General features: G+C 55.7%; 10 protein-coding genes and 1 pseudogene. 7 read left to right on the top strand and 4 right to left on the bottom strand.

The features are described from left to right. Positions 1-261 precede the first annotated feature (261 nt). Positions 262-1,665, bottom strand: coding sequence for a replication initiation protein (locus AWB69_RS37760; RefSeq protein ID WP_062091884.1), 1,404 nt, complete (start codon positions 1,663-1,665; stop codon positions 262-264). Between the two features lie 965 nt (positions 1,666-2,630). On the opposite strand from AWB69_RS37760, the gene AWB69_RS37765 reads away from it, so the two are divergent. The 4 genes from AWB69_RS37765 to AWB69_RS37785 all read left to right on the top strand — a co-directional run bounded on the left by AWB69_RS37765 (position 2,631) and on the right by AWB69_RS37785 (position 7,754). Next, a complete protein-coding gene (locus tag AWB69_RS37765) occupies positions 2,631-3,842 on the top strand; it encodes a ParA family protein (RefSeq protein ID WP_062091885.1) in 1,212 nt (403 codons plus the stop codon). Then, positions 3,839-4,816 carry a ParB/RepB/Spo0J family partition protein gene (locus tag AWB69_RS37770; RefSeq protein ID WP_062091886.1) on the top strand — a complete coding sequence of 326 codons (978 nt, stop codon included), beginning with the start codon at positions 3,839-3,841 and terminating at the stop codon, positions 4,814-4,816. Before AWB69_RS37765 ends, AWB69_RS37770 begins: the two co-directional genes overlap by 4 nt. Positions 4,817-5,653: 837 nt before the next feature. Beyond that, positions 5,654-6,088, top strand: coding sequence for a hypothetical protein (locus AWB69_RS37780; RefSeq protein WP_062091888.1), 435 nt, complete (start codon positions 5,654-5,656; stop codon positions 6,086-6,088). Between the two features lie 1,390 nt (positions 6,089-7,478). Next, positions 7,479-7,754: an HU family DNA-binding protein gene (locus tag AWB69_RS37785; RefSeq protein ID WP_062091889.1), complete on the top strand. Its 276-nt coding sequence runs from the start codon at positions 7,479-7,481 to the stop codon at positions 7,752-7,754. Positions 7,755-7,830: 76 nt separating this feature from the next. Here AWB69_RS37785 and AWB69_RS48910 read toward each other — a convergent pair whose 3' ends face one another. Together AWB69_RS48910 and AWB69_RS49900 are read right to left on the bottom strand one after the other, a co-directional pair. Further along, positions 7,831-7,977 (bottom strand): hypothetical protein, encoded by a 147-nt coding sequence (locus AWB69_RS48910; RefSeq protein WP_197500403.1) that lies wholly within the window; start codon positions 7,975-7,977, stop codon positions 7,831-7,833. A gap of 111 nt (positions 7,978-8,088) precedes the next feature. After that, on the bottom strand, positions 8,089-8,490 hold the full coding sequence (locus AWB69_RS49900; protein ID WP_407923075.1) for a hypothetical protein: 402 nt from the start codon (positions 8,488-8,490) through the stop codon (positions 8,089-8,091). Between AWB69_RS49900 and AWB69_RS50970 the strand changes: the two are divergent. After that, positions 8,398-9,450: pseudogene (locus AWB69_RS50970) on the top strand (AMP-binding protein); the annotation flags it as partial. The gene AWB69_RS49900 and the pseudogene AWB69_RS50970 sit on opposite strands and share 93 nt — an antisense overlap. A gap of 13 nt (positions 9,451-9,463) precedes the next feature. On the opposite strand, the gene AWB69_RS49905 reads toward AWB69_RS50970, so the two are convergent. Further along, positions 9,464-10,177 carry a GntR family transcriptional regulator gene (locus AWB69_RS49905; protein ID WP_062091913.1) on the bottom strand — a complete coding sequence of 238 codons (714 nt, stop codon included), beginning with the start codon at positions 10,175-10,177 and terminating at the stop codon, positions 9,464-9,466. Positions 10,178-10,547: 370 nt separating this feature from the next. Between AWB69_RS49905 and AWB69_RS37800 the strand changes: the two genes are divergently transcribed. Next, positions 10,548-11,558: an ABC transporter substrate-binding protein gene (locus AWB69_RS37800; protein ID WP_062091891.1), complete on the top strand. Its 1,011-nt coding sequence runs from the start codon at positions 10,548-10,550 to the stop codon at positions 11,556-11,558. A 64-nt stretch (positions 11,559-11,622) separates the two neighbouring features. After that, positions 11,623-12,456, top strand: coding sequence for an ABC transporter permease (locus tag AWB69_RS37805; protein WP_062091892.1), 834 nt, complete (start codon positions 11,623-11,625; stop codon positions 12,454-12,456). Positions 12,457-12,464: the final 8 nt, after the last annotated feature.

Below are 12,464 nucleotides of genomic sequence, written 5' to 3' on the forward strand. Positions count from 1 at the left end.
GTCGCTTGACGAACCATCGCGCGCACCTCTACATGGAAGGTGTGCTTATTATTACACTATTGAATTAGAAATGGAATAAGGCCTGCAGAAGTCGGCTATGAAGATAACGAACATCCATGCCGTGCAGATGTTGCTGAAGCTAGTCTAGCGGCCGCGATCGTCCGCCGGTTGCCTTATTTTTGAGGGATTCTGCAGGTTTTCGCCAGTATAACTAATGGATGCTGTTGGCACAGTTAGCAAACCTCAACACGTTAGGGCACATCACACCGATGTTCGGGACGAAGTTATGCGCCCGAATACAAATTGTCCCAAGTACCAAACGAGGTCCGCATTCGCGAGGATGTCCTCCTCGGTTACAGTTGAGGCCTCGAGCTTCATACGTCGGAGCATGAGTTTGCCTTGGCTCGACGTTACCCATGAGCGCACCAGGTCTTTACGGGTTTTCACGTCAGCGGAGTTGAAGTGTTCACGTCCTTTGCGCGACTCTTCATTCATGCGTGCGCGGACCTCTTCTTCGCGCGACGCTATGGTGCGTGCGACCGAACTCTGGGTTTCAATTTTTGCAACCTGAGCGTCGGTTTCGTCAGTAAGCAGCTTTGCCTGAACGTTGATCATCGTCCGTTCAGCTTCAGACATTTTCCAGTTATCGCGCAGGGCTCTCATCAAGTAGCCGGCCGGGCTCCTTTTCACCTGTCCGCGATCAATCTTGAAGCGAGTGTATTCGACAGCTTGCTGGATGCGCGCATCGGTCCAGACCTCACGGTTCTCAGATATGTCGGTGAACTGTTTGGTGGACAAATTGAATTCATCCTTGAGAATCTTGTACAGATGACTAGCGTCGGCCAAGCTTGCCAAGGCAGCGTCGGCGGTGTCCTTACGCTTGAGCAGGAATCGTATGCGATCGATTCTTTTCGATGTGCTCGACTCAGTTCTGGTTTCGTACGTCAGCTCGATGTCCGATACTTCGTTGATTTCACGTACTGCCGGCTCAAGCCAGTCGCGTTTGAAGTATTTAAAAATGGCCGCGTTTGCACCCATTTTCCCGGGCCAATTTCTCATGTCTTCAAGCGGTATCCATTCCGTGCGACCATCGGGAACACTCGGCAGGATCTGGTCATAAATCGCACGTGCCAGACTGCGCGTAAAGGCCGTCGAAATGCGCAGGCTCAGCCAGTGGGATTTTTTGGGGTCACGGATGTGCGGAACTAACCGCGAATGCACGTCAAAGCGGATGCGCCCTCTGTGGAACCCCACCATCCCCATCAGTTGGACTGAGACCCATAGGTCGTCTTCGTTGGGGTCGCGATCGAGCGGCGTATCCGTCACCTGGATTTTCGCGTCCTGCGCTTCTTCAGCGATTGTGCGCAGATGCTTGAGATTGCGGCTGTCGTAACGCATCAACCACTTGAAGTAGTTCAGTTCGACATCGTACTGGTCTCGCGCTTCCTGCTCCTGTGCAACGATGAAGTATGCAGCGTCAAGAAATCGCCGTGCCGGCAGCCCCATGTTGACGATTTGGGTGAAGAAGTTGTTTCGCTGATAGCCGATTTCGCGGGTGGCTTCGCTGATGGGTGTGCCTAGGTCGAACAGGTCCTCGAACAGCGCGAGCGCCAGCTGTCGAGATGTCGCCCTCGCCTTGCCCTCTCCGGAATTCTCCTCCGCCATAAGCTCACCAGTTCTTCATTTTCGTTGCTGGGAATGTAGCATGCGTGGGTGAGCTGTCAACACATACAACCTCACCATCGGCGAGCTGCACGCGCCTGTTTCCAGCCGAAACCTGCTGGGTATGCACAATGAACCTCACCTGAGCACAATAAACCTCACCACCGTGGGCGCACTTCCGAGCCCAACGCCTTATCCCGTGAAGCCGGTAGCGGCACGTTTCACTCGCTGCACAACGAACCTCACCTTCCCAAGGGCATTTTTTTTCGACACATTAAACCTCACCTTTGTGTGGAATCAGCCTCACCTTCGCCACACAATCAAGCTCACCTTCGTGCACATCAAACCTCACCTTTGACACAACAAACCTCACTTTCGTGAAGTTAAGTCGTTGAAATAAAAAGGAAGTCGCGCTCTCTGTTGGTTTGTCGGTTGGTTAATTCTTTAAAAAAACAAACCAACAAGTAGTCAGGAGACGTACGTGTTAACGCCAGATGATGGTGAGGTTAATTGTGCTGAAAGCGGAAAACAGATGGGTGACGTTATGTCTGACGCGCGATTCACGGTGAGGTTGATTGTGCATAGCATCAACTTTGTTCCATTCGTGCGTGGGAAACGCATTTGAATGTGGAGAGAACGTCGATTGAAGGTGAGGTCCGTTGTGCATTTGAATGAAATTAAATGACAGAGGGGTAGTAACAGCACAATCGACCTCACCTTGAAAGTCTGACCAGCGGGTGAAAGGTCGGGCTAACAACGTGCGATTGAGGGTGACGCTAACGAACTGCGATGGTTCCACATGCGAGGTGACTAGCCTTACACGCTGTAGAACACACTCTACAAGACGTAATTGAGACGTCGACAGCGATTTTCGCGGGATATCTCTATAGTAAACAGCGATTTATAGCGCAATTTCCAAGTTGTTCCTGTATTCTGAGGTTAATTAGAATTTATGGAAAAACCTCAGAATGGTGAAAACAAGCCAACTTCCTGCTGTGGACCGAACTGTTCACCTTGAGCAGATTAGCCAGTTCGCTGAAAAGGTCTCGATTTTCACAGATGAACTACGTGACACGATTCTAGCTCCTCGGCCGAGAAAGGCTGCTCCTGTCTTTAAAACAGGGGAGATTGCCGAGATGTGCAATATCGCTCACTCTCAGGTTCAATACCTTGCCACGAAGAGTGATGGAGAGTTGCCTTCGGGCACTGCAGCGGGTACGGGCCGAACCCGGACCTTCACGTTGGAGGAAGCGCGCGTGTGGGTCCAAAAGGTCTCTGACATCTATCAGACTCCGCTTGTTACCGGGACACGCGAACCTGAAGGGAAAATCATCATTACGGCCCAGTTGAAGGGCGGATCAGCAAAGACGACCACAACTATGTGCCTGGCACAAGGATTGACGTTGCGCGGGCGCAAGGTGTTAGTTATCGACCTCGATCCGCAAGCCTCGCTTTCCGAGCTTTGTGGTCTTTACGCGGAAAAAGATGTAACTCCGGACGACACCATTCTGCCTTACATTTACGACCAGGACATCGAGGGCGGATTGGAGGCTAGAGTTCAGCCGACGTACTGGGATGGACTTGATGTGATCCCTGCTCATACCGAATTGATTGGGGCAGAGTTTCACTTGCCCGCGATGCAGAAGATGAGGCCCGGATTCCGGTTCTGGACGGTGCTGCGACAAGGCCTGGAGCCGCTGCGCAAGCGGTACGACTACATTCTGATGGACACGTCACCTTCTCTGTCATACCTCAACCTGAATGCGTTGCTTGCAGCAGATGCGATGGTTATGCCAATGGTCCCGGAGAATCTCGACTTCATCAGTTCACTGTCGTTCTGGCGACTATTTTCTGATGTGTCCAAGAGCTTCATGAAGTATGAGACGGACAAGAAATACGACTTTATTTCGCTGCTACTTTCGAGGGTCGATTATGGGCGCACCTCGTCAGCACCCATCGTGCGTGCATGGGCACAGAGCGCCTACGAGAGTTGGTTGCATTCGATTGAAGTACCCGCCAGTTCAGTAATGAGTACGGGCGCGCTGGCATTCTCAACCGTATTCGACGTCAGCAGTACCCATAGCGCATCTAAGTCGTTGCAACGGGTTAAGCAGCCGCTTGTCGATTACTGTCGTTGGGTAGATGAAATCTATGCGGAAAAATGGAGGAGCGCACAATGAGCAACATGCGTGAACAATTGTTGGCTAAGACGGCCGGCATACGGGCAACGTCGTCTATCAACGGAGATGAGGTTAAGCGTAGCGCTCGAACGCAGACAGCGCCTGGTCTCGCGGGTGCATTGGCAGTCGCACAGCTTCGTGTGCAGGAGTTGGAGTCGACCGGTGCCGCCTCGCAATTGGCTGTGTCGTCTGTGGTGGCAAACCCTTGGCAGCCGCGACGGGTGTTCAATGAGGCGAAACTGTCGGAACTGGCCGAGTCGATCCGTGAAGTGGGGCTCATGCAGCCTATCGTGGTCCGCCGATTTGAGGACATCTATCAGATTGTGGCGGGCGAACGTAGGTGGCGCGCGCACAAATTGATTGAGAAGGACGAGATAAAAGCGGTTGTTGTGGATTGTTCCGATGCGGACATGGCGGTGTTGGCTCTAGTGGAGAATGTCAGCCGTGATGATTTGTCCGACTACGAAATCGCCACATCTTTGAGGCGAACGGAGAGGGAGTTTCCGGATCGGAAACGGATGGCCGAGGCACTGGGTATGTCCCGCAGTGGGCTTTACCAGTTTCTTTCCTTTGAGAATTTGCCGGACTTTATCAGGAAGGATTTGGACGTCCAGCCGCGGCTACTGGGTGGGACCGCAGCTCAAGCGATTGTTACGGCGATTAAGAAGCATGGGGAGAGCGGATTAAAGGCCGCGGTGGAATTGTGGCCCCTCGTTGCGAAGGGCGACATGGACCAGGGGAAGATCGCGGCGGCCATTAAGGCGTTGGCAACGCGCCAAGCGACAACAGCCAATTCAGCGAGCGAGCGGAGCATCGACAAGTTCTTTTCAGGCAAAGAACACGCGGGTTCCATTACCAAGGACGTCAGCGGTATCACGGTAAAAATCAAATCGGGCGTGCTCACCGACGCGCAGGAGACGCAGATTAGGGAGCTTATCAGTCAGATGTTCCACGCTCAGCCTAAAACGACCTGAGAAGCGCTCACCACAACAAAGCCCGCTATGTGCGGGCTTTTTTTTGCTCCTATTCCGCGTGTCTAGACTCTAGACACGAATTAGCGACGATGACGAGGTTAGGCAGCCACGTCAGCTCTGATCGCAGTGTCTAGAGTCTAGACACGCACGTGAGTAGCAATCGTTCAGGCGGGTCCAATCGCGGCATTACCCAGTCTGAATGAGAGGGTAGCAGTGGGCTCGGCCGGCTCACACTGAGATTAATTCCAAGCCTGCCTGCGGGTGATCTCCTCAAACCCAGGGCGCACGCACGGACACAAAAACATAGCTATGTCTGCCTTCAATACCACTGCTACGCTATCCATGAGAGAGCAGCTCGTACTAACAAGAGAAAATGCGATGATTCGGAAAGGCAACCAAAGGCTCCTTGCCGACAGCTACGACGCGTGCAATGACAGAGAGAACTCGGCCTCCTCCCCGCTGGCAAGGAAGAGGATTCCCATGGTGCTCGAGCACCTCTAGCTTGAGTCGTTTCGTGGCGGCAGAGCGTCGCCTGTACTCGCTACCGGCCTCCGTCGTCTGAGTTTCCTCCACCAGACCGCCAGGGTACGAACACATTCAGCTTGTGTTGTGCGGTTGTACGCCAATCAGGTGCGTCGCTCTAGGTGATCTTGTAATCGAGTTGGCGGCGTAATCCGAAGTAGCCTTGGTTCAGAGTCGATCGGTTCAGGCCGGACTTGATCCGAACATTTCTTCTCGGCGCACGAACGCTGCCGGCCGCACACTGATTCACATTGCGCATGCTCAGGTTTTCAATACACACCACTGCGTTGTCCTTCCGGTCGTGGCTTTGTATAGGTGGTCGAGGCGAGGGTTCGCGATGCGGCTGCCAAGCGGCCGGACGTCAGCTTTAACCCCGTTCCAGTTGTTGACGAACCTCGTCTTGCATACCATGCGCCGCTGATAGCGAGAATCGAGGCAGGTGCCATCACGGAACGTGGCAAAGCGTGGGATGTCGATTCCGATCTCGCCTCCACCCGGTGGCGACACATCCAGCTCACCGAGTATCTGAATCCACAGGAACTACCCATCATCCATACTCGAAACGGTGACATTGACCAGGTCACCCTCCACATCCTGGCTTTTCTAGCGCCGCCGCCGGCTAATCTTGGGTATGAAAACATGGATGTCAGCCTTATCGAGTTCGAATTAGTTGGGATCTGGATAACGGAAGCTATCAGAGCCCTCCTCTTAAAACGCAGGAACTCAGTGGATTTGGAAGGAAGTTGCTGAGCGCGTCATCCAAGTCCTTCAGGCACTTTGTGAGGAGTGGCCTGGGTATCCTCCGACCACGGCACATCGAACTACTTGCGCCATGCTGTCGCGCGCTTCGTCATTGGCACACAGACGATGATCTGGCCACTGATGGCATAGTCAAGTCGTGTTGAAGACGAATCGGTACTTACCAGCGAAGCGATGCAGGTGCGTCGCTGTTCGCCGTTGTGCGCGAGCCCGAATTTGAAGGCCTGGAATCATTACATGGGTCAACCGTACTGCATCGAGCACGCTACGAAGGACGGGTCCGAAGTCCGGGTTATCTCTCTAGCCTTGAAGGGCGAGCTTGATGTGCATTTCAATATAATGCAACTAACGGTCAAATACAATATCGCCTTTAAACTGAGGGCGCATAGCTAAATAGGCATGATTCGGTAGGTGCACTCTTGGTTTTAAGGCACCCGCCGCGCTCGGAGCAGGTGAGGGCGATCGCTGCGCGGATGGGAGACTGAGAGAGAGCGAATGAGAGTCGGACGTGCCGTCCTGCAAATGGTTGAGGAGATGTCGGAGGATCGTGTCGTGCTCACCCACAGGCGCGCCCCCGTCGTCTAGCTTTCTGGGGAGGGTCCCATAGAGACACTCCTTAGATGACGGTGAACCCTTAAATAAATCTAACCTAAACCAAAATGGATTCGGCATAAAACGACTGAACATTATGGGAGTAATGTCCAGTAGATCGACGCCGGCCGGGGATCAACAAGCTCTCCAGCCGCTCGCCAACGGTCGCTGTTTTCGACGGGGCTCATTGAGGTTTGCTGAACCGCTCGTCCAGTCCGGGTGCCGAGGCGGTTGGCTGACCGACTTTCGCTCGATCACCCCGGCCGGACTGCGTGCGAGAGAGTTTCGCAACGTGTCACGGCCGTGAAACAATCAAGATCGAATTAGGAACGCCCAAAAGTCATAACCAGCATGGAATGGCACCTACAAGCGCAAGAATGTTTCACGCTGCCGCGAAACCCTTTCGGGCTCGACACGCTCTAATAGAGGCTTTTCAGATGCCGAACGGTGAAACGCCCGCTGCATACGGCGTTTGTACTAGATAGGATGTAAAGCGTATTAATTACTACGTCCTGAATGGTGCCTTGGCTTGACCGTAGGCAGCTGAAGTGTTCAGAGGCGTCACAGTTGCCGACCGGATTTTCCGGAAGAGCGGGGTGGCCATCGATGCAGCTAACGATGACGCGCTCGGCGCCAGCAGTCGAGCGTTGTAGAACGGGCCGCGCCACATGGAGTTGTGGCCCTTCGAGGTCAGCTTTGGTTGATAAACCCAACGAGGTCTGTCCGGTGCGGTATTCTCCGGCTCCGACAGGTAGTAGGCTGTCTTTCGCTTAAATTGGAGAACGCGACCATGAACAAACAGGACCTCATCGATGCAGTGGCAAGCGAAGTGGGTATCGCGAAATCCGCCGCAGCAGAAACGATCGACGCATTTTTGGCGACCGTGACGAACGCAGTGGTCAAGGGCGACCCAGTTCAACTCATCGGGTTTGGATCTTTCAGCACGGGCGCGCGTGCGGCCCGTACGGGTCGCAATCCGAAGACCGGCGAGGCGCTTCAAATTGCGGCGTCGACGACCGTCAAGTTCACCGCCGGCAAGGCGTTCAAGGACGCAGTGAACCAGTAGGGCGTTGAACGCGGTGTCCGCCTGCGCGGGTCGCAGGCGGTGGCAATGAGCTCGGCTTGATACCTGCGGGCTCACACTAGAACAATTGATCGTCGAGCAACCTCAGATTTTTCCACTTCACCGCGCTGCGTCGCTCGACCCCATCGGCGTGCAGCGAGCGGATCATGACGAGCTCGCCCCGTGCCTCACCCAGCACCTCCGCAATTCGATCGCCGTAACGCACCAGCGCCCCGCGCTTGGGACGCGTCTTCAGCGAGAGGTGGGCGCGAGAGCTGACACGTTTGGGTGCGCGGCATGGCTAAAAAGTGAACGCGGTCACTGGAATGGAGACCCGTTAATCCGATTTCGGGCGGACCAGCGGCGATACGCCTGTGCCGGCGAGGAATTGACGTAGTTGTTTTTCAGCCTCCACCACTCGGTGCATCGGTGCTTCACTCAGTTGCTGGTCATGCAGCGCAAGCAAGCGTTCGATCACGGGTGCGTCCTGCTCGTTGATCATCCACCGGGCGCTTTTCGCTGCGACGGCGAGGGCGTTCTCGAACGCCGCCTCTGCATGTTCGTAACACTCGAACGGCATATCACCAAAGCCCATGCGCTGAAGGAAGTAGGCCATATACACCGAACGGACCAGTTCGTTGATCTGATGCCGGTTCGCGCCGTCGCCTCGGTGTTGGCCGTTAGCGGTGTCGCGGCCGGCGACCGTGTGGCAGTGGTGCTCGCCCACCATATCGACCATGCCGTGACTGTCTTTGCCCTCGCAAAACTGGGTGCAGTTCAGGTGCCAGTGAATACGCACCTCAAGGGAGCGGGTCTCGAACACGTCCTGAGCCACTCGGCGCCGAAGCTTATTGTCGCGGATGGCGTGTTCGCGGCGGTCCTTGAGCCGATTCTGACGGCGGCGCTTGAGCTTCAGGCGGTATGGCGGGGAGGATGTCCGGACTGGTCAATGGACTCCAGGGTATTCGAAACGCTCGCTGCGCATAGTGACGTTGAAGAGCCATCGTATGTCGCTGGCGACTCAGACCAACGCGCAATTCTTTATACATCTGGTACTACAGGGCCGGCGAAGGGTGTCCAGATGACGGACCGGATGTATCGTGCAGAAGTCTGGACTGAGTTCCAGGAGCGATTCGGAGTGCCGGTCAGGGAAGGATATGGGATGACGGAAACGTCAAGCTTCAGCGTGATTAACGTCGATGGCAAACTTGGCTCTATCGGCAAGGCTGTCGACTATTTTGATGTTGAAATAGTCGACGAAAGTGGCCGCCGGCTTGAGCGTGGCCAAATTGGCGAGATACGGGTTTCCGAGCGTGAGCCGGGAACGCTAACCATCGGGTACTTTCGGAACGAGGAAAAGACCGCCGAGACAATTCGGGAAGGCTGGCTCTACACCGGTGACCTAGGGCGCGAGGACGAGGATGGTTATTTCTTCTTTCTCGGTCGTAAAAAGGATAGCTTGCGACGACGAGGCGAGAACGTCTCGGCATGGGAGGTCGAGAACGTCGTTAACTCTCATCCCGATGTTGAAGAATGCGCGCTCATCGGAGTGGTCAATGAGTTTTCGGACGAAGACCTGACGATATTCCTCAAACTGAAGGGTGAGTCGGTTGCGTTTGACTACGCACAGTTTGTCGCTTGGTGCGAGAAGCGGATGGCGCGGTTCCAGGTCCCTCGGTTCGTTGCTCTTGTCGAAAGCTTCCCGAAGCAGGTCACGAAAAGATCGCCTCGATATCCGGTGAAGCTTCCTTCACCACCTCGAAGTTCAGTGTCGCCTCGATGTGTTGCAGATGCTCGAGCATGCATTCCGCGGCACGTGCGCCGTCGTGTGCCGCGATCGCGTCGATCAGGTCGCTGTGCTCGTGGTGCGGACAGGCTGGCGCGTTCGGCTTGTCGTAGAGCGTGATGACGAGGCACGTGAGTGGTGCGAGTTCGCGCATCATGCGCAGCAGGATTTCGTTGCCGACCATATCGGCAATCAGCACGTGAAATTCACCCGACAAGCGGATGATCGCCGGCCTGTCATCGCGCTTGCGTGCATCGCTTTCCAGCTTGACGTGCTTGCGCAACGCACGCACTTGCGGGGGCGTCGCGCTTTGGCTCAGGAGCCGCGCCATTTCCGGCTCGATCATGCGGCGCGTGACGAATACGTCGCGCGCCTGTTCGACGCTCGGACTGGCAATGAACGCGCCACGATTTGGCACCAGCGTAACCAGCCCCTCATGCGCGAGTTTGTTGAGCACCTCCCGGATCTTGGTGCGGCTCACGCCCGACACCTCCGCAAGCCTTTCTTCTATCAGCTTTGTGCCCGGCGCGAGACGATGCTCGAGTACCGCCTTCTGGATGCGCCCGTAGATCTCCTCGTTCGAATAAGGTGTCCTGGATTCGGTGTCCTTGGTGGCGGGCGTGGGGTTGGCACGGTTCAATGTGATTCTCGCAGATGAAAGTTGGATCAATGATAGAACAATCACCCAATACTTTGTGTACATAAATTCGCGACGCCTGGAGCGAGCGATAAATGTGCGCAATGGGCCAAAGAGGTGCGCGTCGCCGGCGAAAAGGATGCGGCCGCACCACCGCGGGACGTCATGCGTAGCCCCCCGGTGGGCATTGAAAGTAGGTGTGGTCACTCGTGATCGCGGGTTCGAACGACTTTAGTCGCCGCTTAACCGTGCCGGTAAAGCGAATACATAACATCTATAATTTGCATACAATCGTTTCAATATTTGTTGGCATAAATGTTGCTCTCCCGAATTGTCGCGCCATCTTGCGCCTGTTCTTCGAGGAGAAATACCAATGTTTCGTCACGCATTGCTCGCCGCCGCGTTCGCCGGGCTCGCTCTCACGTCGCCGGTTCATGCCCAGGACAGTGGCGCGAAACCGGAGGTGAAACTCGGCTTCGCGAAGTGCGCGCAGTGTCTGTCGATGGCGCTTGTCCCTCAGTTCACGCAAGACGTAAAAATCGAGGCAATTAACTTTACCTCCGGCAACGACGTGCTGACGGCGCTGGTGTCGCACAGCGTCGATATTGCGCAGGTTACCTATCTGCACTTCGTCACCGCGCTCGATCGCGGGCTCGATGTGGTGGCTGTATCCGGCCAGGTGAACGGCGGCTCGGAAATCCTCGTGCGCAATAGTCTTAACCTGAAGCAGGACGACTGGGTGGGATTGAAAAAGCTTGTCGATGCCGCGAAGGAGAAGGGCTCGCCACTGAAGATTGCGGCTTCGCGCGGCAATGCGCAGGACCTGCATATGCGTGGAGAATTGCAGATGCATGGCATCGATCCGAACAAGGATGTGCAGTTCATCAACATTCCGAATCCGGCCGATCATGTCAGCGCATTGCAGCGCGGCGAGATCGATCTGGTCTGCTCGGTCGAGCCGTTCGCGTCGCAGATACGGCTGTCAGGCGCGGGCAAACTGTTCAACTTCCCGTATGACCAGGCGGCCGGCAAGCTCAGCAACCTGATCGTCACGCGTTCCGACGTGATCAAGGACCACCCGGAAGCAGTGAAGGCGACTGTAGCCGCGGTTGTGAAGATGGTCGACAGCCTGCAAACCGATAAAACCGGCTGGCTCGATTCGATCAACAAATACACCGCGCTCGACAAGACGGTCGCTGTCGAATCGTTGAAGAATGCGTACCCCGACTATCGGATGTACCGCACGCAGACCATCGCTATTGCAAAGATGATGAGGGATCTTCACTACGTGTCGACCGATGTCACACCCGCCATCGATAAAAATATGAACTACACGTTCCTGAGCGAAGCGACCGGCAAGCCGAAGACTGCACTCGGGTACTGAGCGGCATGGGTAATCAGCGGCTGACGATGTGATCGGTTTGGCGCCCGCCAACAGGAGTTCCCGCATGGCTTTCACTCTCACTCTCGCGAAGTCCGGCGCGCAGGCGCGCGCGAGTTTCATCAAGTTTTTTGTACCCGTCGCGCTCGCCGTGTTCTGGGAAGCGTTCGCGCGCTCAGGCATCATTCCCGCATCGCTCTTGCCCGCACCGTCGCGGGTCGTTGGCACCTGGGCAGACTGGCTGTTCGCTATCGATGGCTCGTCGCAGTCCGACAGCGGCCGCTGGTTCTTCGATGCAGCGGCGAGCCTCGCGCGTGTGCTGTCTGGTTACGCGATAGCCGCGGTGTCCGGGATCCTGCTGGGTGTCGCGATCGGCTGGTGGCGATGGGTCGAGCAGGCGGTCGAACCGACGCTGCAGATGCTGCGGCCGATCCCGCCTGTTTCGTGGATTCCGCTCGCAATCATCTGGTTCGGCATCGCCAACAAACCGGCAATTTTCCTCGTGTTCCTCGGCGCGTTTTTTCCGATCCTGATGAACACCATCCACGGCGTAAAGGCCGCGGACCGCAATCTGATCCGCGCCGCAGCGATGATGGGTTCGACGCAGTTGCAACTGCTGCGCTTCATCATTTTCCCCGCGGCGCTGCCGAGTATCTTCGCCGGTTTGCGCATTGCGATCGGCTCTGCATGGATGCTGACCGTCACCGCGGAAATGGTCGCGGTGAAGAGCGGCCTTGGCTACGTGCTATGGGATTCGTATTACTTCCTGCGATACGACCTGGTCATCGCGGCAATGGTGAGCATCGGCTTGCTGGGTTATCTGTCCGATCTCGCGATGAAACGCCTGATGGCCGTCGTCCTGCACTGGCAGCGCCGCGGTGCAAACGCCGGCCGTCACTGAACGCAGTT

It is taken from the genome of Caballeronia udeis, assembly GCF_001544555.2.
Taxonomy (GTDB): Bacteria; Pseudomonadota; Gammaproteobacteria; order Burkholderiales; family Burkholderiaceae; genus Caballeronia; species Caballeronia udeis.

What these genes read in the sequence shown, in the direction of transcription:
- AWB69_RS37760 (WP_062091884.1), bottom strand. Translation starts at nt 1,665, where the DNA reads ATGGCGGAGGAGAATTCCGGAGAGGGCAAGGCGAGGGCGACATCTCGA.
- AWB69_RS37765 (WP_062091885.1), top strand. Translation starts at nt 2,631, where the DNA reads ATGGTGAAAACAAGCCAACTTCCTGCTGTGGACCGAACTGTTCACCTT.
- AWB69_RS37770 (WP_062091886.1), top strand. Translation starts at nt 3,839, where the DNA reads ATGAGCAACATGCGTGAACAATTGTTGGCTAAGACGGCCGGCATACGG.
- AWB69_RS37785 (WP_062091889.1), top strand. Translation starts at nt 7,479, where the DNA reads ATGAACAAACAGGACCTCATCGATGCAGTGGCAAGCGAAGTGGGTATC.
- AWB69_RS49900 (WP_407923075.1), bottom strand. Translation starts at nt 8,490, where the DNA reads ATGGTCGATATGGTGGGCGAGCACCACTGCCACACGGTCGCCGGCCGC.
- AWB69_RS37800 (WP_062091891.1), top strand. Translation starts at nt 10,548, where the DNA reads ATGTTTCGTCACGCATTGCTCGCCGCCGCGTTCGCCGGGCTCGCTCTC.
- AWB69_RS37805 (WP_062091892.1), top strand. Translation starts at nt 11,623, where the DNA reads ATGGCTTTCACTCTCACTCTCGCGAAGTCCGGCGCGCAGGCGCGCGCG.